At 60.3% G+C, this 21,484-nt stretch carries 16 protein-coding genes; 15 read left to right on the forward strand and 1 reads right to left on the reverse strand.

The window, feature by feature from the left end:
• Positions 1–101 precede the first annotated feature (101 nt).
• The 9 genes from B0G80_RS43545 to B0G80_RS43585 all read left to right on the forward strand — a co-directional run bounded on the left by B0G80_RS43545 (position 102) and on the right by B0G80_RS43585 (position 11,693).
• Positions 102–2,348: a polysaccharide biosynthesis tyrosine autokinase gene (locus tag B0G80_RS43545; RefSeq protein ID WP_116123620.1), complete on the forward strand. Its 2,247-nt coding sequence runs from the start codon at positions 102–104 to the stop codon at positions 2,346–2,348.
• A 92-nt stretch (positions 2,349–2,440) separates the two neighbouring features.
• Positions 2,441–3,718, forward strand: coding sequence for a Vi polysaccharide biosynthesis UDP-N-acetylglucosamine C-6 dehydrogenase TviB (gene tviB / locus B0G80_RS43550; protein WP_116123621.1), 1,278 nt, complete (start codon positions 2,441–2,443; stop codon positions 3,716–3,718).
• Positions 3,719–3,795: 77 nt separating this feature from the next.
• A complete protein-coding gene (locus B0G80_RS43555; RefSeq protein ID WP_116123622.1) occupies positions 3,796–4,827 on the forward strand; it encodes an SDR family oxidoreductase in 1,032 nt (343 codons plus the stop codon).
• Between the two features lie 85 nt (positions 4,828–4,912).
• Positions 4,913–6,280, forward strand: coding sequence for a murein biosynthesis integral membrane protein MurJ (murJ, locus tag B0G80_RS43560; protein WP_116123623.1), 1,368 nt, complete (start codon positions 4,913–4,915; stop codon positions 6,278–6,280).
• On the forward strand, positions 6,277–7,437 hold the full coding sequence (locus B0G80_RS43565) for a glycosyltransferase family 4 protein (RefSeq protein WP_116123624.1): 1,161 nt from the start codon (positions 6,277–6,279) through the stop codon (positions 7,435–7,437). Before murJ ends, B0G80_RS43565 begins: the two co-directional genes overlap by 4 nt.
• A gap of 52 nt (positions 7,438–7,489) precedes the next feature.
• Positions 7,490–8,614 (forward strand): glycosyltransferase family 4 protein, encoded by a 1,125-nt coding sequence (locus tag B0G80_RS43570; RefSeq protein ID WP_116123625.1) that lies wholly within the window; start codon positions 7,490–7,492, stop codon positions 8,612–8,614.
• Positions 8,615–8,684: 70 nt separating this feature from the next.
• Positions 8,685–9,875: a glycosyltransferase family 4 protein gene (locus tag B0G80_RS43575; protein ID WP_116123626.1), complete on the forward strand. Its 1,191-nt coding sequence runs from the start codon at positions 8,685–8,687 to the stop codon at positions 9,873–9,875.
• A gap of 38 nt (positions 9,876–9,913) precedes the next feature.
• Entirely contained in the window at positions 9,914–10,651 is a 738-nt protein-coding gene (locus B0G80_RS43580) for a DUF2334 domain-containing protein (protein ID WP_116123627.1), read from the forward strand.
• Between the two features lie 109 nt (positions 10,652–10,760).
• Entirely contained in the window at positions 10,761–11,693 is a 933-nt protein-coding gene (locus tag B0G80_RS43585; RefSeq protein WP_258879204.1) for a hypothetical protein, read from the forward strand.
• Positions 11,694–11,715: 22 nt separating this feature from the next.
• Here B0G80_RS43585 and B0G80_RS43590 read toward each other — a convergent pair whose 3' ends face one another.
• The gene (locus B0G80_RS43590) at positions 11,716–12,891 is read right to left on the reverse strand and encodes a glycosyltransferase (RefSeq protein WP_116123973.1); all 1,176 of its coding nucleotides are present in this window, start codon (positions 12,889–12,891) and stop codon (positions 11,716–11,718) included.
• Positions 12,892–13,358: 467 nt separating this feature from the next.
• Here B0G80_RS43590 and B0G80_RS43595 point away from each other — a divergent pair, with 467 nt between their 5' ends.
• The 6 genes from B0G80_RS43595 to B0G80_RS46550 all read left to right on the forward strand — a co-directional run bounded on the left by B0G80_RS43595 (position 13,359) and on the right by B0G80_RS46550 (position 21,449).
• Positions 13,359–14,420 (forward strand): EpsG family protein, encoded by a 1,062-nt coding sequence (locus B0G80_RS43595; protein ID WP_181920192.1) that lies wholly within the window; start codon positions 13,359–13,361, stop codon positions 14,418–14,420.
• 312 nt (positions 14,421–14,732) lie between these two features.
• On the forward strand, positions 14,733–15,869 hold the full coding sequence (locus B0G80_RS43600; RefSeq protein WP_116123630.1) for a glycosyltransferase: 1,137 nt from the start codon (positions 14,733–14,735) through the stop codon (positions 15,867–15,869).
• Positions 15,870–16,050: 181 nt separating this feature from the next.
• Entirely contained in the window at positions 16,051–16,749 is a 699-nt protein-coding gene (locus tag B0G80_RS43605; RefSeq protein WP_116123631.1) for a FadR/GntR family transcriptional regulator, read from the forward strand.
• 177 nt (positions 16,750–16,926) lie between these two features.
• Entirely contained in the window at positions 16,927–18,744 is a 1,818-nt protein-coding gene (glmS, locus tag B0G80_RS43610) for a glutamine--fructose-6-phosphate transaminase (isomerizing) (RefSeq protein WP_116123632.1), read from the forward strand.
• Positions 18,745–18,787: 43 nt separating this feature from the next.
• Positions 18,788–20,437, forward strand: a complete 1,650-nt coding sequence (locus B0G80_RS43615; protein WP_116123633.1) for a hypothetical protein — start codon at positions 18,788–18,790, stop codon at positions 20,435–20,437.
• Positions 20,438–21,281: 844 nt separating this feature from the next.
• Positions 21,282–21,449: a hypothetical protein gene (locus B0G80_RS46550; protein WP_158608185.1), complete on the forward strand. Its 168-nt coding sequence runs from the start codon at positions 21,282–21,284 to the stop codon at positions 21,447–21,449.
• Positions 21,450–21,484 lie beyond the last annotated feature (35 nt).

Consider the following 21,484-nt stretch of genomic DNA (forward strand, 5'->3'; position numbering starts at 1 on the left):
ACTGTTGCGTCAGGGAAAGGACCAATACCGTTAATCGCACATTTCCCTCGTTCGAATCCGCTTCCTGGCGGTCAAATAAAACCACGTGACGAGACGTGCCCATGAAACTCAAATATCAAGCGTCAGAGGGATTATCCGAACGTAACGACGAATTCGATCCTGGATCGATCATCGATACGTTGATTAATCACCGCAAAATGATTGTCGCTATAACAATGGCATTCATTCTGGTGGGCGCGCTGTACGCGTTTTGTGCGACGCCCATCTATCGAGCCAGTATTTCGATCAGGGTGGAGGACAATTCGCCAACCGCATTGCCGGATTCGAAGGATCTGGTGCGCAATGCGTCGTCGCTGTTCCAGGAGAAGTCCTCGGCGGAAAGCGAAATGCAGATCCTGAGGTCGAAAGCCATCGCCATGCAGACGGTGGATTACCTCAAGCTCTACATCGACGCCGAGCCGAAGCGCCTGCCGGTGCTCGGCGGCCTGATCGCGCGTCACACCGACACACGGATGACGCCCGGAATCTTCGGCTGGGGCGGCTTCGTCTGGGGTGACGAATCGATCAGCGTGACGACGTTCGAAGTGCCGAGGAAGCAGGAAGGCAACCCGTACACCGTCACCGCATTGACCGGCGGCCAGTACCAGTTGCGCGGGCCGGGCCTGGAGCAGCCGGTCACCGGACACGTGGGCGTCGACGAGCAATTCGAAACCAGCCACGGGCCGGTCAATCTGCTCGTGAGCAAGATCGACGGCGAGAGCGGGGCGGAGTTCAAGCTCACGCGACACTCGCGTCAGCAAGCCCTGGAACAACTGCAAAAGGGCCTGCAGATCGACGAGCAAGGCAACAAGTCGAATGTGCTGGGTGTCATGCTGGAAGGCCGCGACCCGGTTCTCGTGACCAACATCCTCAACGATATCGGCGCGGTGTATGTGCGCCAGAACGTGAATCAGAAGGGTGCCAACGCTGAGAAGTCGCTGAACTACCTCGAGCAGCAGCTGCCCGGTGCGAAGCGCCAGATGGAGCAGGCGGAAGAAGCCTACAACACCTATCGCAACAGTCACGGTCTGCTTGATGCCGACGAGGAAAGCCGGCTCATCCTGCGCCAGGCTACTGAAGCGGACTCGCGCCTCTATGACCTGAAGCGTCAGCGCCAGGACCTCACGGCTCACCTGACCGCCGAGCACCCGAGCGTGGTGGCGATCGATCAGCAGATCGCCAGCACCAACAAGTACGTCGAGAGTCTCGCGGCACGCGTCAAGTCCATGCCGTCGGCGGAGCAAGGTGCGCTGCGCCTGATGCGCGACATGCGCATGACTTCGGACATGTACGCGGCGTTGCGCAGCAACATCGACACCCTGCGGCTGGTCAAAGCCGGCCAGTCCGCTTCGGTGCAGCTGCTGGATACCGCGGACGTCCCCGAGCGGCCGGTCAAACCGGCAAAAACGCTCGTGCTGCTGATCGCCGCGGTGCTGGGGCTGTTCGTCGCTATCGGGCTGGCCTTCCTGCGTGACTATCTGTTCAAGGGCGAGGCCGATCCGGAAGAGCTGGAATCGCGCACCGGCCTGACCGTGTACGCGACGATTCCGGTCAGTGCCCAGCAGGAGCAACTGACGCAGAAAATGGCAATCCGCGGCCCCGAGAAACTGGCTCTGGCTTTCCGCTACCCGATGGACCCGGCTGTCGAAGCACTGCGCACGATGCGGGCAGCACTGCAATTCGCGCTGAACGGCGAGCGCAACAACGTGGTGATGCTCGCGGGGCCGCTGCCGGGTATCGGCAAGTCGTTCCTGTCGGCCAATCTCGGCACCTTGCTGGCCTCGGGCGGCAAGCGTGTACTGCTGGTGGACGGCGACTTGCGTCGCGGCCATCTGAACCAGTACTTCGGCTTGCAACGCGGTGCGGGCCTGGCCGATCTGATCACGGGCGAACGTTCGCTCGAAGAGACGGTGCACAAGGAAGTTCTGCCGAATCTCGACGTCCTGCAGTGCGGCGAGTATCCGCACGACCCGGCCGAACTGCTGTTGAGCGCCAATTTCAGGGCAACCATTCGCGCCGCTTCGGAACAGTACGACATTGTGCTGCTCGACGCGCCCGCCATTCTCGCCGTGTCCGACACGGTGACCATGGCGCCGGTCGCCGATTCGATCTTCATGGTCGCGCGTTTCGCCGATACGCGTGCTGGAGAGATCTCGGAATCGGTCAAGCGTCTGGCGCAAACCGGTTCGAAAGTCGAAGGCATTCTGCTGAACGGATTCAAGGTGAGCCGCGGCAATTACTCTCAGTCGCGCCGGTACGGCGGCTACGCATACGACGCTTACTACTCCGATTCGGCCACGACGAAATAACGCGCGTGGCTCCGGGCACAGATTCAGTGCTGCTGAATCGCGCCCGGGGTTCGGACAAAGACGCGAATCCATAATAAAGGGGAGCAAGAATCATGCATTCGTTAAACGAGCTGAAACTCGCCGTGATCGGTCTGGGCTATGTCGGCTTGCCGCTTGCAGTGGAGTTCAGCAAGCATCGCCCGGTAGTGGGTTTCGATATCAACGGCGCCCGCATCTCGGCGCTGCGTGAAGGACGGGACGTCACACTCGAAGTCTGCAATGAAGAACTGGCCGCTGCCACGGGCATGACGTTCACGTCCGACGTGCAAGAGTTGAAAGCCTGCAACGTGTTCATCGCAACCGTTCCGACGCCGATCGACGACTACAAGCGGCCCGATCTCAGGCCCTTGATCGGCGCCAGCGAAACCATCGGCAGCGTGCTGAAAAAGAACGACGTGGTCATCTACGAATCGACCGTCTATCCCGGTGCGACGGAAGAGGAGTGCGTGCCGGTTCTCGAGCGGGTTTCGGGATTGAAATTCAACGTGGATTTCTTTGTCGGCTACAGTCCGGAGCGCATCAATCCGGGCGACAAGGCGCACCGCGTGACGGATATCCGCAAAGTCACTTCGGGATCGACACCGGAAACCGCCGAACTCGTCGATCAGCTGTATCGCGAGATCATCGTCGCGGGCACGCACAAGGCGAGCAGCATTCGCGTGGCCGAGGCGGCCAAGGTCATCGAGAACACGCAGCGCGACGTCAACATCGCGCTGATCAACGAACTGTCGATCATCTTCAACAAGATGGGAATCGACACGGAGTCGGTCTTGCTGGCAGCCGGAACCAAATGGAACTTTCTGCCATTCAGGCCGGGTCTGGTGGGCGGCCATTGCATCGGCGTCGATCCGTATTATCTGACGCACAAGGCGCAGGCGATCGGCTATCACCCGGAGATCATCCTCGCCGGCCGGCGTCTGAACGACAGCATGGGCGGGTACGTCGCGTCGCAGCTCGTGAAGGCGTTGACCAAGCGGCAGATCGGCGTCTCCGGGGCTCGCGTGCTGATCATGGGGCTGACCTTCAAGGAAAATTGTCCGGACCTGCGCAACACCAAGGTCGTCGACATTGTTGCCGAGCTGCGCGAGTACGGCGTTGAAGTCGATGTCTACGATCCATGGGTCTCGAAAGAAGACGCCCGTCGCGAACACAACCTCGACCCGATCGAGCATCCCGCCAAAGGTGTCTACGACGCGACGATCCTGGCCGTCGCGCACAGCCGGTTCCTGGAATTGGGCGTGGAAGCCATTCGCGTCTTCGGCAAGCCCGAGCATGTGCTGTACGACCTGAAATACCTGCTGCCTCCCGAGGCCAGCGATCTGCGTCTCTAACCCATGCCAGATGCCGCGCACATCGCACGCAACGCCATCACGACGTGATGGCTTCCTCATCTGATCCGGAGGCACTGATGCCAGATCGCTACGACACAATACGGCAACAACTCGCCGGACGCCCGCAGCAGTGGCTGATTACCGGCGTGGCCGGTTTCATCGGTTCGAATCTGCTGGAGGCGCTGCTCAAGCTCGATCAGACCGTGGTCGGACTCGACAATTTTTCCACCGGCTACCAGCGCAATCTCGACGAAGTACGCTCCGTCGTTTCGCCGGAGCAATGGAAGCGCTTCAGATTCATAGAAGGCGATATCCGCCGGCTGGAAGATTGCGTGAGCGCCGTTCATGGCGTGGATCACGTGCTGCATGAGGCGGCGCTGGGTTCGGTTCCGCGTTCGGTGGCCGACCCGATCGCGACCCACGAGGTGAACATCAGCGGCTTCCTCAATATGCTGGTGGCCGCGCGCGATGCGCAGGTGTCGAGCTTCACGTATGCCGCGTCGAGCTCGACGTATGGCGACCATCCAGGCTTGCCAAAAGTCGAAGACCAGATCGGCCAGCCGCTTTCGCCGTACGCCGTCACCAAGTACGCCAATGAACTGTATGCGTCGGTGTTTGCTCGTGCGTACGGCTTCAAGACGATCGGCCTGCGCTACTTCAATGCATTCGGAAAGCGCCAGGATCCGGACGGCGCGTATGCCGCGGTCATTCCCAAATGGACGGCGGCGCTGATTGCCGGCGACGACGTCCTGATCAATGGCGACGGCGAAACCAGCCGGGACTTCTGCTTCGTCGACAACGTGGTGCAGGCGAATATCCTCGCGGCGATGTCGGACGAGGCGGCCAGGAACGAGGTGTACAACGTTGCCGTCGGCGATCGCACGACCTTGATCCAGCTCTACGACGGCTTGCGGGCCGTGCTCTCCGACAACGGCGTGCGCTGCGACAAGCGTCCGGTGTTCGGCCCGTTTCGCGCCGGCGATGTCAGGCATTCACAGGCCAATGTCGAGAAGGCCGAACGGCTTCTGGGCTATGAAAACAAAATCCCCTTCGTCGAAGGCTTGTCCAGAGCGATGCCCTGGTACATCGAATTCGTATCGAAACGGTAATGCCTTCAGTCGCCCAAGCTCACCGGCCCACTCGGCATGACAGGCTCATGCGCGGCGCGCCGATTCTTTTAAGGCGGTAACGTCAATGTCTCAGATCGCAGGTTGGCGAAACCGTCTTGCGCAGATCCATCCTGACCATAGCCGGATCGCACGCAGTGCGGTCTGGGTTTCCATGTTCGCGCTCATCGGCAAATCGGCGGGCGCGCTCAAGGAAATGGCGATCGCGTATCGCTATGGCATCAGCAATGTCGTCGATGCCTATCAGCTCACGCTCACGCTGATCACTTGGCTGCCGGCCACGTTCGTCGCGGTGCTGAGCGTCGTGCTCGTGCCGGCGCTGGTCGAACTGCGTTCGCGGCCCAAACAGGAGCAGGCGAAGTTTCTCGGTGAACTCGACGTGATGGCGATAGCCGTCGGCGTGGCGTTCGCGGTCCTTCTCTATTTCTCCTGGCCGTATGCGCTCGACCTGATGGCGCGCAACCTGTCGGAAGAAACCCGCGTGATGTCGCGCAGGATGATGCTCGGCATGGCGCCGGTCGGCATCGTCATGCTGACGATCTGCGTCTATGCGGCCCGCCTGCAGGCGCGCGAAAAGCACGTCAACACGCTGCTGGAGTGCGTGCCGGCACTCGTGCTGCTGGGCTTCGTGCTCGTCTGGCACGATGCAAGCTCGCCGGCGCCGTTGATCTGGGGCAGCACGCTCGGCTTCATCCTCCAGGCAGTGCTATTGGGCGTGCTCTCCGGGCGCGCCGATCAGATCCGCGCGCGGCTCAGCTTCTCTCTCAGCTCACCGCAGTGGCCGCACATGTACCGCGCGGTCGGTGTGTTCATGATCGGCCAGCTCGTCATGAGTCTGGCCACACCGCTGGATCAGTATTTCGTGGCCGGTCTCGGCGACGGCAACATCGCGACGCTCGGCTATGCGAGCCGCGTGCTCGGCCTGCTAGTCAGCATGGGCGCGGTGGCGATCAGCCGGGCGACCTTGCCGGTTTTATCCGAGCTGTTGAGTGCAGGAGATAACGTTCGTGCCCGAAGCATCGCGCTAAAGTGGTCGCTGTTCATGCTGGCGATCAGCGGCGTGGTGGTGGTGGTGGCGTGGCTTCTCGCGCCGTTCGTCGTGAAGCTGCTATTTCAGCGCGGCGCCTTTAGCGCGGCCGATACGCTGGCGGTGTCTAGCCTGTTTCGCTGGGGATTGATTCAGATTCCTTTCTATTTCTCGGTACTGGTGCTGGTGCAGCTTTTCGCGAGCCAAGGTCGCTTCAAGGCAATGGCTTTGATCGCGGTCGTGAACTTTGCAGTAAAGGCAGTCGCGAATTTTTTCCTGATTCGTTGGCTCGGCATTACGGGGGTTGTCCTTGCAACCGGTGTCATGGGCGCCAGTTCGTTCGTTTGCTATCTGTCTCTCACACTGTCACACGGATCATTAGAGAATAAAAAGGCAGGTCCGCTATGAAGATTCTGCTGTTCATCCATTCACTGCATTACGGCGGCGCGGAACGCGTGGCCATGAACCTGTCGAGCGAATGGGCGGCACAAGGTCAGGAAGTCTGTGTCGTGACGCTGACCTCTACCGCGAGCGACTTTTATTCGCTACACGACTCGGTCAAGCGCATAACGCTCGATCTCGCGGGCGCCACTAACGGCCCGGCCGGCGCGGTCTTCGCGAATGCGCGGCGGATGCTGGCATTGCGGCGCGTGCTCAAAAAGGTGCGCCCGGACGTGGTGCTCGGTATCGAGACGAGGCCGTCGATTCTGGCGATCCTGGCCGGCTTGGGCTTGCCGTGCAAGGTCATCGCAACCGAGCACATTCATCCGCCGATGCTGTTCGAAGGCAGATTCTGGGAATGCCTGCGCCGCTGGACTTACCCGTTCGCGGACAAGGTGGTCGCGTTGACGGAGAAAAGCAGGCTATGGCTGCAGGAGCACTGCCATTGCAAAAGGGTCACCGTCATTCCAAATTCGATCTCACTGCCGATTCCCGTTGTGGAACCGCTCGTCTCGCCGCAGGCGGTCGTGGGCGCACAGCGTCGCGTATTGCTCGCGGCGGGACGGATGGCCGAACAGAAGGGCTTCGATATCCTGATCGATTCCTTCGGCCGGATCGCGAGCGATTTTCCCGCGTGGGATCTCGTCATTCTCGGCGATGGCGATGACCGGCGCGCACTCACTGCACAAGTCGCGGCGGCGGGATTGGGCGATCGCGTGCTGCTGCCGGGACAGGTCGGCAATATGCCCGACTGGTACGAGCGTGCGGACCTTTACGTTCTGAGCTCGCGCTTCGAAGGCTTCTCGATGACGATCGTCGAGGCGATGGCAAGCGGCTGCGCGGTGGTGAGCTTCGACTGCGACGCCGGCCCTGGCGACATCATCACGCACGGCCACGACGGCCTGCTGGTTCGTCAGGTCGGCGATCCGCAGGCACTCGCCGATGCCTTGTCGATCCTGATGAAAGACGACGAGACCCGCGCGCTGATGGCGTCGCGCGCGCGTGCTGTCGTCGATCGCTTCTCGGTAGCGAGGGTGTTCTCGATGTGGCGCGACGTGTTCACGCAAACCGGCGCGAAACCTTCGGGACTCGTCGAGCGTCCGTCCGTACGGGTGACGGAATGAGTACCGCGCGCTTTGCATTCCATCAATCACATGGGCCGAATCCGGACCGTTCATGAATATCGTCTTGTTCATTAGCGCGATGCAGGATGGCGGTGCCGAAAGCGTCGCCGCGACGCTTGTCAACGCATGGGTCGAGCGCGGCGACTCGGTCACGCTCGTCGCCACGTATTCCGGCCGCGGCGCCTGCAACTACCCCGTTTCACCGGCGGTGAAGTTCGTCTACCTGGCTGACCTGGTGAAGCGGCGCGGCCGCGGACCGCTCAACTTTATCCAGCGCATGGCGGCCTTGCGTGCCCTCATGCGCGAAAGCAGGGCGGACGTGATCGTGTCGTTCCTGACCAATGTGAATGTCGCAACGATTCTCGCGTCGCGCGGGCTCGGCATTCCCATCATCGTGAGCGAGCATACGAATCCTCTTGCCGATAACCGTTCGTTGTTATGGCGACTGCTGTGCCGGTTTGTCTATCCGAAGGCCGATCTGCTGACGCTGCTGACCGACGATGTGGTCGCGCCGTTCAGGAAAGTCGTGCCGGGCATGAAGGACATCGCGGTGATGCCCAATCCGCTGCCCGATGGACTGTTCCTCCAGCAACGCCAACCGGCTACGCCACGCAAACGCGTCATTTCGCTCGGACGGCTCAACAAGACGAAGCAGTTTGATCTGCTGATCCGCGCCTTTGCACTGCTCGCCCACGAGTGGCCTGATTGGGACTTGTGGATCTGGGGCGAAGGACCGGAGCGCGCGGCGCTGGAGGCTCAGATCGAGCAACTGTGCATGGGCGAGCGGATTTTCCTGCCGGGACGCACGCTGACCCCGTGGAGTGAACTGGCCACGGGACAGGTCTTTGCAATGTCGTCGAGCCATGAAGGGTTGCCCATGGCGCTGATGGAAGGCATGGCGCTTGGACTGCCCGTCGTGTCGTTCGACTGCCCTAGCGGACCGCGGCAATTGACGCGCAACGGCGAGGACGGCCTGCTCATTCCGCCAGGCGACGCGAACTCCATGGCTGCCGCGTTACGCAGGCTGATTTCGGACGACCCGTTGCGCGCCGAACTGGGCAGGAAGGCCGCCGTCTCGGTACGGGAACGCTATTCGTTGAAGGCGGTATTGCAAATCTGGGACCAGTTGTTCGAACGGGTTGGGGCGCGTGCGAAGGCTGCTGAGTCGACGCACTGAATAACCCAACGGCATGGTTGCGGTCGTGATCTGCCGTATTTACACACAGCTCAGAGATTCAGGAGCGGACATGAACGGACGTAAAGTAGTTCTCTTTGCCAATACCGACTGGTATCTGTACAACTTCCGGCTCTCGCTGGCGCAGAGACTGAGGCAAGACGGATATGAAGTGGTCCTGCTGTCGCCGCCGGGAGAATTCGGACCGAAGCTGCAGGCACTCGGCTTCAGCTGGCACGCCGTGCCGATGAATCGCCGCAGTCTCAATCCGTTGCGCGAAGTCGGTGTGCTCGCATGGATTGTCCGGTTTCTCCGCCGCGAAAAGCCCGACCTCGTCCACGGATTCACGATCAAGAGCGCTGTGTACGGCTCGCTCGCGAGCAAGCTTGCCGGCGTGCCCGCGCGGATCAATGCTGTGGCGGGGATGGGCTACGTCTTCACGAGCCGCGATTTGAAAGCCCGCGTGCTGCGGCCTATCGTGCGCCAACTGATGCGCTCCGCGCTTAACGGCCGGCGCAACGCGCTGATTCTGCAGAATCCCGACGACGTCGCGATTTTCAAACGGGCGAGAATTGTCGACGACCGGTCCATACAGCTCATCAAGGGCTCCGGCGTGAACTGTTCACGTTTCTCAGCCCGGCCGCAGACCGATGAAGACACGCAGGCCCCGTTGCGGGTCGTGCTGGCTGCTCGCCTCTTGTGGGACAAAGGGATTGCCGAGTACGTCGAGGCGGCCCGGGCACTGAGAGATGAAAACCGCTCGGTGCGGTTTCTGCTCGCCGGCTCCCCCGACGATGGCAATCCCGCCTCTGTTCCCCGCGAGCTCGTCGAAGGCTGGGCTAACGACGGGCTTCTCACGTGGCTGGGCCATGTCAGCGATATGCCGAAGCTGCTCTCCGAAGTGGACGTCGTGGTGCTGCCGAGTTATCGGGAGGGCTTGCCCAAGACGTTGATCGAGGCGGCCGCGTGCGCGTTGCCGCTGATCACCACCGATGTCCCCGGCTGCCGTGAAGTCGTCAGCGCGACGGGAGAAGACGGCTTGCTCATTCCGGTGCGCGATGCCGCGGCGCTGGCCAACGCAATTCGCCTGCTCGACGACGATCGCAAGCTTTGCCGGAAACTCGGCCTTGCGGCTCAAGCCAAGGCGCTGAGTGAATTCGACGAGTCGATTGTGATCAGCAAGACGTTGCGGGTGTATAGCGAATTGCTGGATCCGGCGCCTCGCGAAGTCGTCGTGGCGAGTCAGCGCGAGCGGCAGATTTGACGGTTTCAGCGAAACATCCTGAAGGAGATTGAGTGGCCATGGTCGTTCCGAAATTCATACTGCGCTTCGATGACATCACTCCGGAAATGGCGTGGTCGCGATTCGATCCCTTCGATGAGCTTTCCATGGATCAGGACCTGCCGTTGCTCGTCGGCGTCGTACCGAACTGTCTCGATCAGACGCTCGTCGTCGAGCCGGCGCGAGACGCGTTCTGGGATACGGTGCGTGGTTGGGTCGATCGCGGCTGGAGCATCGCGCAGCACGGTTATACCCACCAGTACGTCACCGAGCACCCTGGGCTGTTGCGTCTCGGCAGCAAATCGGAGCTGGCCGGTCTCTCCTACGAGGAGCAATTCGCCAAGTTGCAGGCGGGAAAGACGATCCTTCAGCAACAGGGCGTTTGGCAGCCGGTATTCATGGCGCCCTCCCATTCGTTCGATGAAATGACGCTCCGCGCACTGGCCGATCTGGACTTCAAATATCTGACTGACGGCAGCGGCGTCTATCCGTACAAATTCGGCGCCCTGACTGCGGTGCCGCAGTTGTTTGCAACGCCGCTGCATTTTGGTTTCGGCGTGTATTCCATCTGCTTGCATGTCAATACGCTCAGCGAGGCCGAGATCGACAGGATTGTCGGATTCGTGAAGAAGAATCGCTCGCGGTTCATTTCCTTTGAAGACGCCGCGAGCGTCAGAACACCTATCCCGGGCGTCGCGATGGCGATGCGCTTTTTAACCTCTACCCCGTTGCGCGCCATGCGCCGCTTGAGGGGCTGAACTCTTGATGAGGTGCACGGTGCGCAACAGCCGGAGAGCCGTCAATGCTTTTCTCCTCAGCAGCATGGTGGGTGCAATCACGCGACCTCTCGCTGCGGTGGCCGACGTCGTGACCAACAAGCATGTCGCGCCCGACGAGGTCATCGACCGATCGTTCGGCGTCAAGGCGGACGGTACGACAAACGACCGCGCCGCGCTTCAGAAGGCAGTCGATAATTCGGTCGGCAAGACGCTCGTCATTACGGGCCCATGCAGGATCGACGCCGAAGGACTGCATATGCGCACCAACAGCCGCGTGCGTTTCGCGCCCGGCGCCTCGATCAAACTGCTTCCTCACGACACGCAAAACTACGAGGTCATCCGTGTCTGGGACGTGCGGCATGTTGTGCTGGAAAATCCTCGCCTCGACGGCAGTAAAGAGCTGAACACCGTGAAGGGCGGAGAGTGGGGCATGGGCATTTCCATTGCCGGAAGTACGGATGTGACGATACTGTCGCCCAGCACGACCAACTGCTGGGGAGACGGCATCTATATCGCCAACAGCTTCGGCAACGGATTGCCCTATTCGAGCGACGTCCGGGTCATGAATCACTACGCGTCCGGTTGCCGTCGGCAAGGTGTGTCGATTATCAGCGGCAAGAATATTCTGTTCGACAGTCCGGTATGGGAAAACATAGCCGGTACGCTTCCTTCCGCCGGACTGGATATCGAGCCGAACGCAAACACGGACATCGTGGAAAACATCCGGATTGTGAATCCGACCACGCGGCACTGCCAGTTCGGCATTCTGGTCTATTTGGAGGCACTGCCGGGCAGCCGGGAAAAGAACGTCAGCGTCGTGATCAGCGGACACAAGGACGAAGACAGCAGGGAAGCGGCCTTCAGCGTATCCGGATTGAAGATGAAAGGCAGCGTGGTCACCGGCTATATCACGAGCAATTCGCCCACGTGGATTCGCCCGAGGCGAGACGCCTTTGTCAGCGCCGACTACGACCGTGCCGGGCCGAAGATCGATATCACGAATCCCACCATCGTCCGCTAGCCGCTTGCGAGCGGTGCGGCGCTCAACGCGTCACACCTTTCGCGCGTAGCAATGTCGTGTACATGTCCCGGTACTGTTGCCAGCACACCGTAATCGAAAAGGATTCGACGATCCGCTCGCGCGCCAGCCGTCCCAGTGTCTTGCGTTGCTCCAGACTCAAAGTCGCCATCTGCTCGAGCGCGTCCGACAAACTGACGGGATCGCGTGGCGGAACAACCAGACCGGTGTCGCCGACCAGTTGGCCGGTATCGCCCACGTCCGTGACCACGCATGGAACGCTGCAGGCCATCGCTTCGCCCACAACCGTGGGCAAGCCTTCCGTTCGGGATGAGAGGCATAGCATGTCGAACGCCGGCATGATTCGATGCAGGTCATTCCGGGCGCCCAGCAAGTGACAGACGCCGCCCAACCCAAGCTCGTTCATCGTGCGTGCGAGCGCCTTGTTGTTGGCGTCGACGTCCTTGCCGACCATGACGAAATGGCATTCCGGTACACGCTGATGAAGCATCGCGGCCGCGCGCAGAAAGTTATCGTAATCCTTGGCGGGATTGGAGCGTCCTACGATTCCGATCAGTATGGAAGCCGGCGGCAGGCCGAGCTCATTGAGCAGCGCAGTCCTTGCGGTGGCGTCCGGCACAAACTTGCGGACGTCGAAGCCGTTATGAATCACCTGCATCTTCGTGCGCTCGTAGCCGTATTCGACGTGAGTTCTGAACGACGCGTTGGCGCAGCAAATGACCGAATCCGGCAAACGGTTCGAGGTCGCCGCGCCCATTCGTGCAAGCGTATTCAGAACGCGCCCGACTTTGGGCGTGGGCACTTCGGTACGGTGAATACCCCACACGAGCACGAAGCGATGGCGCTGCCTGCTGAGGCGGAACATGAGCCGCGCCAGCAACACCGCCACGCCGCCGAAAATATCCGCGTGATACATCCAGGTCTGGACGACATCGGGGCGCGCTTCGACGATCCACCTTGCCAGTCGAATCAGGAGCAGCGGATTCGGAACGCCAGACCGCATTCCCAGAAACCTGACTTCAGCACCCGCCGCACGCAGACGGTCGGCCATCTTGTCGATGGCGGACAGGGAGATGACGACGTGCGTCTCTCCGGCGGTGCGGGACTCCGAAACCAAGTTCAGAAGCAACGTTTCGGCACCGCCTACCCCGAGTCCCGAAATAATATGGACAATTTTCATTTTGTTTGCACGGTACGGCATTCGGTGACGTAGAACCGCTGCTATTTCAATCCGGTCCGCCTGTGTCGTGTGTATTTCACGGATCGATATCCGTCATCACGAAAGGATAATGGAAGGCTAAGTGATCGAGCCGTCGCTATACCGTTCGCCATCCAACACAGCCCGGGACAATTGTCGCTCGCTATTCCCGAATGCGATTTATTGTGCATACGAGTCTATGGACCCGTCCTCCGGAATCGATGCGAATCTTATGTGCCGTTCCGCTCGTAAGGTCCAACCGAAAGCTGATAGCGTGCAGGGGCATAAGGCAAAGTTAGTTTCAAAAGCATTCAATGGCCAGATAGCAATACCGGTCACTGAGCGCGCTCCGCTGAACGGCGCTTGCCGAAAGCATGAGTGAGCGGCATAAAAATCAACGCACCTCCTCCGGTTTGCGCAGCATTGGCAAGCTGACGGGCAAGAGAGGGATGAAAGTGGCAGAACAACTCAACTCCAAGTTCCAGATCCATCCAATCGGCTACCGGTGGCTGCGGCCTTCCATGCTTGGATTCCTGGCGTTGTCGGCGTTCATTCTCCTGAAGATCGCCCTCGGCGATCGGAGCACGCTGCTCGATCAGGACAATTACGTTGCGTACTTCAGGGACGCCGATCCGCTCTGGATCGTTCATCTGTGGTCCAGCAGCCAGTCGGTGGTGTTTTTCATCGTGAAGACGATCACGGATGAACTCGGCTGGCGGCTGTGGGTGTTAGGCCTCGATTCACTGGGCCTCTCACCGGACACCGCGGTCCGCGTGACGGTCGTCGTGCTGAATGTGCTGATGGCGCTTGCTCTTAGCCGGACGCGCCGGCCGCTTCTCGGCCTGCTTTTGTGGGCGCTGATCCCCACCGGCCTCGCGACGGTCGGTCTATTCCAGATCCGTCAGGGTTTCGCCCTATCGATCGCCATGTACTTCGCGATGTGCCGGCAGCAACCCGTTCGAGGCGCGCTGCTCGCGAGTATTGTTCACACCACCTTCGCGTATCCGGCCTTGTTCCTGATTCTCGCGCACTTTCTCATGAAGCGAAGCAAGGCGTTGGCGATCGTGGGCGTGGTCGGCGCGGCGCTTGCGATGTCGCTGGCGTCGGCGTGGCTTTTCGCCAGGTTCGGCGGCCGCCGGCTCGAGGAATACACGCAGCAGGAAGAATTCACCGTGAACTTCCTGATCTCGCTCGCTCTGTATCTGATCGTACCGATGCTCGTGATCGTGCTGCGTCGAAAGCATATCGAGCATGTCGTGCGCGAAATGGTCGTTCATGAGATCGCGATCATGCATATCGGGCTGATCATGTTCCTGATCATTTCCTTCTTCGTCTATCCATTCGGGACCCAGCGCATTGTCTACTATGGACCGCTGCTGCTGGCCTTCATGCTGCCGGAGATCCGTATCAAGAATTCGCTGGTCCTGTGGATGGTCGCATTTATCCTGGCTATTTTGACTTACGACATTCACAAGAATTATCTGCTGGACACTTATAAGTACTTTCTCTGAGCGCCTGTCCGCTGGCCGCAAGGTAATGCTTGCCGGTACGAAGCGCGCCTCCTCCCGGAGCGCGTGCAAGAGCGGGCAATGATCATTTCATAGACATATTCCGCTGCGTCGATAAGTTGATTCGGCGTATGCCGTGGCACGTCGTATTTACGCTTATTTGTCGGCTCATAAAATGATCGTGTCCGGGTTGTGTTGGGAATGCCACAGAGGAAAGACTCAAAGTGAGAGACGGTGTGCATCACTAACCTTGTCCTAAATGTGCTTTAAAGCGACAAGAAAATAAAAATTCGTATGTTTATGTTGGAGACCGAGATGTTAAATCTTGCGTTTGGCTTTGTTGTCTCATTCCTGGTTATCTTTTTTATCGTACGAAGTTCGGGCTTGCACGGGTCGCTTACGATGGACCACGACTTGCGGGGCATTCAGAAGAACCACGCCTATGCGGTGCCGCGAATCGGCGGAGTCGGCATTGCCTGCGCCGCCACGGTCGTGGCGCTTATCCAGCCGCTGTGGGCGACCGCCCCGGGGACCGGTCAACTGCTGCTCCTGTTGTGCGCCGTGCCCGCCTTCGCAGGCGGCGTGGTCGAAGACATGACCAAGCGCGTGAGCCCGCGCGTGCGGCTGCTGTGCGCGCTCGCTTCGGCGCTCGCGGCCTGCCTGCTGATGCACGCCACGCTCACGCGGGTGGACTTGCCGCTTATCGATCAGTGGCTGCGCATTCTGCCGATCGGGATCGGCTTCACCATGCTCGGCGTCGCCGGGCTGACGAACGCGGTCAATATCATCGACGGCTTCAACGGACTCGCCTCGGTCGTCACCATGCTGATCTTCGCCTCGATCGGTTATGTGGCCCATAGCGTCAACGACTGGCTTGTCATGAGCATGGCGCTGACCATGATCGGCGCGATCGGCGGCTTCGTGCTCTGGAACTTTCCGGTGCCTTCCGTTTTCCTCGGTGATGGCGGAGCTTATTTCATCGGTTTCGTCGTGGCGGAGCTGCTGGTCCTGCTGATCGTGCGCAACCCGGGCGTGTCGGCGTGGTACGCGATGGCCGTCGCCATCTATCCGACCTTCGAGACGCTCTTTTCCATCTATCGCCGCAGGATCGTGCGCGGCAGGCCGGCGGGCGCTCCGGACGGACTTCATCTGCATACGCTCGTGTATCGGCGTGTGGTGCGAAAGGGTATCGACGGCGGCAATCTGCGCCGGCGTGCGATGCGCAATTCCTGCACCTCGGTTTATCTGTGGGTGCTGAGCCTCGTCAGCATCGTGCCGGCCACGTTCTTCTGGGACACACCTGTCGCGCTCGCCGGGGCGACTATCGCCTTCGTCACGATCTACGTTCACGTCTATGTGTCGATCGTGCGCATCAGGACGCCGCGCTGGCTGGTGATCACGGGACACGCGCCGGTCGTCGCGCCGCGTGGGGCCGAGGAGCCGCGCCACTGACCCGGCGCTGCGATTTCCATTCATTTACACGGGCAGTGTGTGAGGACGTACGTTGCGGGAGCGAAACCCGATGCACCATATGAACATACAAAGGCACGGGGACAAGCCTTGAAAACCGCGGCCAGGGTCCGGGAAAAGACGGACCTTGCAGGTAACGCCCATAGGACCACGAGAAGACAAAATGAACCACGGATACGAAACATCGCTAGTCAAGCGAGTGGTCAACCAGGTGGTGACCGGTATCATCAACGGGGATTACGACGGCGACATGCTGCCTCCGCAGGTCATCCTGTCGAAGAAGCTCGGCGTGAGCCGCTCGATCATGCGCGAAGCGATCAGCATCCTGATTTCACGCCAGATTCTCGACGTCCGGCCGAAAACGGGTACACGCGTCAAGCCGACGAAAGACTGGCTCATCATCGATCATGAAGTTGCCGAGTGGCGGCTTCGCGCCACGCCCGATCCGGAGTATCTGCACGGGCTGATCGAATTCCGCAAACTCGTCGATCCGCGCGCGGCTGCGTTCGCGGCGATCCGGGCGAGCCGGCATCAGCGCATTGCCATCGCCGCCATGTATCAGAATCTCCAGCAGGCAAGCGGGGATCCCGTCGCGCGCAAGGCCGCCGAAGACGCGCTGCAACTGGCGATCATCGACGCCAGCGGCGACAGCTTGCTCAGCCAGATGGGCAACATCGTCCGGATGGGGCTGAAGTCCGTGCAGCCGGTCTCCCGCATGCAAGCGCTGGCGTACGAGGCGCGGGTCGCCGATTACGGCAAAGTCGTGCGCGCGATCGAACTCGGCGATGCGGACGGCGCGAAGGCGGCGATGATGCAACTCATCAGCCATAGCGCGGACCAGTTGCTCGCGGAAACGGTTTGAGCTGGATGCAGGCCGATACCTGGGTCTGGAGGCGGCCGATTTAATTCGGATGCCTATTTAGAATAAGGATGCGCGAAGCAACGGGCCGCTGTAGCGCAACAGAAGACGCTTTATGAAGTCCACGCGATATTCCAACACGGTTGAGTCGCGCAACGGACTAAACCATCGGAGGGGAATATGTGTGGAATCGTGGCTGGGATCGCGGAACGCAACGTCGTTCCGGTATTGCTCGAAGGCTTGCGGCGGCTGGAATACCGCGGCTACGACTCCTGCGGCGTGGCGGTGCTGCGAGACGGCGCGCCACACCGCGTGCGCAGTCTGACGCGCGTTCGCTCGCTGGATCGCGAGGTCCGCGAGATGGGGCTCGAAGGCTGGACGGGCATCGCTCACACCCGCTGGGCGACGCACGGCGCGCCGGCGACCCAGAACGCGCATCCCATCTTCTCGCAGAACGAGATCGCGATCGTTCACAACGGCATCATCGAAAACTTCGAGGCGCTCAAACTCACGCTGAGCGGCGCGGGCTATGAATTCGCGAGCCAGACGGACACGGAAGTGATCGCCCATCTGATCCACAGTCACTACCAGGGCGATCTGGCGGAAGCGGTGCGTCGCGCCGTGAGCGAGTTGCGCGGCGCCTATGCGATCGCAGTCTTCTGCAAGGCCGAGCCGGAGCGCGTGGTGGGGGCGCGCTATGGCTCGCCGCTCGTGATCGGGATAAACGGCAAGGAATCGTTTCTTGCGTCGGATCCGCTTGCGCTTTCCGACGTAACCGACCGGTTCATCTTCCTGCAGGACGGCGACATCGCCGATCTGTCCCACAACGGCACCCGGATCATGAACCGTAACGGCCAGCCGGTCGAGCGCGAGGCGCGCACGTTGCTCCATCCGCCCACCGAGGCGGCGCTCGGGCCGTATCGTCATTTCATGCAGAAGGAAATTTTCGAACAGCCGCTGGCTGTGTCCAAAACATTCCCCCGCAACAGTGCGTTCGACGCCACGCTTTTCGGGGCCACCGACCCGCAGGCGTTCGCGCAGATCGACCGCATCCTGCTGCTCGGCTGCGGCACGAGCCACTATTCCGCGTTGACCGCCAAGGCGTGGTTCGAGTCGATCGCGAAGATTCCGACGCAGGTCGAGATTTCCAGCGAATACCGCTACCGCGAAACGATCCCGGGCAAGAACACGCTGGTGGTGCCGATTTCGCAATCGGGAGAGACCGCCGACACGCTCGGCGCCCTGATGCATGCGCAATCGCTCGGTCAGGACCACACGCTTGCAATCTGCAACGTGGCGACGAGCGCGATCGTGCGGCAGTCGCGCTGGTCGTTCATCACGCAAGCCGGTCCCGAGATCGGTGTCGCATCGACCAAGGCGTTTACCACGCAACTCGTGGCGCTGTTCGTTCTCGCGGTGACGCTCGGCCGCTCACGCGGGTATGTCGATGCACAGCAGGAAGCGAACTACCGCTCGCAGCTCTCGGGCCTCTCCACGGCGCTGCAGGGCGTGCTGGCGCGCGAGCCGCAAATCATCGCGTGGGCGCACGAGATCGCGCGCACGGACAGCGCGATCTTCCTCGGCCGTGGCGCGCACTTTCCGATCGCACTGGAAGGCGCGTTGAAGCTCAAGGAGATTTCGTACATTCACGCCGAAGGCTATCCTGCCGGCGAACTGAAGCACGGACCGCTTGCGCTTGTGACCGATGCGATGCCGGTCGTCGTGACCGCGCCAAATGACGGCTTGCTGGAGAAGCTGAAGTCGAACATCCAGGAGGTTCGCGCCCGCAGGGGCCAGGTGTACGTGTTCGCCGATGCCGATGCGAATCTGTCGAACGAGGAAGGTCTGCGCGTCATTCAGATGCCCGAGTACTACGGGCCGCTGTCGCCGATCCTGCACGTGCTGCCTTTGCAACTGCTCGCGTATCACACGGCGTGCACGCGAGGAACCGACGTCGACAAGCCGCGCAACCTCGCGAAATCGGTGACGGTGGAATGAGGCGCGGGGCACGTTGCATATCGATCCATCAAGACAATCAGCGATGAACACGATCAAGGTTGGGGTTCTCGTCGACGACGTGGCGTTGCCGGCCTGGGTGAATCACATGCTAGGGCTAATTGCCGCCGAGCAAGGAATGGAGATCGCCCTTGTCGTCAAATATGCGTACCAACGGCGCCCGGGGACGAAAACCGCTTCGCAGTCCGGTCCGTGGCCTTTGTCGCTGTGGATGGCGCTCGACAAACGCCTCGTCAAGGTTGGACACGACGCGTTCAGGACCGAGTCGCAGCCTTTGGCGCTGGCAGCTGTGCCCACATTGAATGTCGAGGTGGAGAGCAAGGAATGCGGGGATCATTTCGATCCTCGCGACCTGGCGAAAATCGCCGCGCATGGCATCACCGTATTTCTGCGGCTGGGCCCGTTGCGGCCGTGCGGCGAAATCTTCGATACAGCTTCGTGCGGGATATGGTCATACCGGCATGGCGATGAAATGGTCGAACGTGACGGACCCGTCGGCGTGTGGGACATTCTTCTGGACCGGACAACGACGGCGTCCGCGTTGCAATTTCAGACCCGGGCAGGCGAACGCCCGCACACGTTGCAAAAATCATGGTCGATGACCTATCCGGTGTCGATTCACCGGAATCGCAGCCACTGCTACTGGAAGACGCTTTCGTTCGCGCCGCGAAAGTTGCGTGAGCTCAGGGACATCGGCGAAGACAACTTCAGGCGGAAATACACGCAGGCTGATGCGCCACCCGCGTTTTATTCCGGCGAGAAGATCGCCGAGCCGACCAGCGGCGCTTACGGTAAGTTTATTGGCCAGTTGATGGCGAGAACCGTCGCCAGGAAGGCAAGCGGGCTGCGCAAGTTCGAACAGTGGATGTTGCTGTATCACTTCGGCGAGAACGCTCAAATCCCTGAGCGTCTTTTCGAGTTCAAGCAACTGCTGCCGCCCAAGGACCGCTTCTGGGCAGACCCGTTCGTGGTGGAAAGAAATGGCGAGTATGCGGTCTTTATCGAAGAACTCGAATACTCGAAGAACAGGGGGCATCTCTCGGTTATCCGTTTCGATGCGAACGACCAGCCGATCCTGCCTCCCGTGAAGATTCTGGAGCGGCCTTATCACCTGTCCTATCCGTTCATGCTGGAGGAAGGCGGCGATCTCTACATGATCCCGGAGACCAACGAGAGCAAGGCCATCGAGCTTTATCGGTGCACGAGGTTCCCGGATCAGTGGGAGCACGTCATGAACCTGATGGATGACGTCATGGCCGTGGACACGACAATCTGGCATCACGACGGCAAATACTGGCTCTTCGCCTGCATGCGGGAAAACGAGCACGCACCGCTGTCCGACGAGTTGTTTCTGTTCTGGTCGGATACGCTGTTGAGCAAGGACTGGCATCCTCATCCCAGCAACCCGATCGTGTCGGATATCAGAACTGCTCGTCCCGCGGGGAGCATTTTCGAACATAACGGACAGTGGTATCGGCCCGCGCAGGACTGCAGTGGCAAATACGGGCGCGCGTTGTCGTTTCAACGTATCGACGCTATCGACGAAACCACCTATAAGGAAACGTCGGCAAGCCGGATCGAAGCCAACTGGGACGCAAGCATAGATCGCGTGCACACGTTCAACCGGGCGGGGCGATTGACGCTCATCGACGGGATGAAGAAGCGCGCTAAATAGTCAGCAACTCACCGCGGTATCCGACGCGTGGCGCCGGATCTTCCTTTGATCGTATGGCGCACAGCCCCGCATTACGCCGGGGCTGTTTCAATTGGCGTCCATCCAGATCACGGTGTTCTTTTTCTTCCGGACGGCCCATGAAACTCGGGTGAGTCTGCGTGGCCGTTAGCGGCGTCTCCATAGCGCCGTTCGGACGCGGCTCGCGCCTTCTGCCCATTTGCGGGCGGACTTTCGTATTCTGCGCGCTCTCGTAGAGCACCGTGGCGAACCAGCAGCCAAAGCAGGACTACGACGGTAACCCATACGCAAACGATAAAAATAATTGTGGTTGATGTGAACATGGCGAGCCTGCTTATTGGAATTGATTTATGGGCGTGAACGGCGGTAAAGCGTTCAATCCAGGCGACTCAACCTGGTGCCTCAAATTTACTGATTGCCACCTTGTCCCCCCGCGTTTTGAGTATTTGCTGCCGATGTTGAGGCGAAAGACGAGCCCTTTCTGCGGCGCGGCGCACACAGAAATCAAACTACCCAGGAATGCGCGGACGATAGACAACCCGGCTTATGGGCGTCGATCCGGGAGTTTTGAATGCCGTTATGGGTATACTCTGATGAATGGAATTCACGCGACGGCCAGGCGGATGCCGGCATCCGGTAGGCAGGACAGGAACGCCAGGCCGGACCCGCGTGTCTTGCTAACAAATTAATGGAGCGTTATACGAGAGTGCAGGGTCGAGCCGGCTGATCGGTTGTGGCGGAGCGTGCAGCGTTGCAATTCGCGGCCACGCCCGTCGGAATGATAAAGTGCGCGTCGATCGGCTTTCCCTCAACTCACGGAGGACCTATGGCACTTTTGAGCATCATCGGGACGGCTGTTTTCGTCGCGATTGTCGTGCTCTCGCTATTGGCGGTGATGGATGTCCTGTTCTTTACGCCCGGTAGAAAGAAAATGATGAAGAGCGGCGCCGGCGCGCGAAAACTGGGCGGACATCGAAGATGTTTGCGTAAATAAGTCGTTTCGCCTGCGCAGCAGTCGATCGTCCGACG

It is taken from the genome of Paraburkholderia sp. BL6669N2, from assembly GCF_003387275.1.
Taxonomy (GTDB): Bacteria; Pseudomonadota; Gammaproteobacteria; order Burkholderiales; family Burkholderiaceae; genus Paraburkholderia.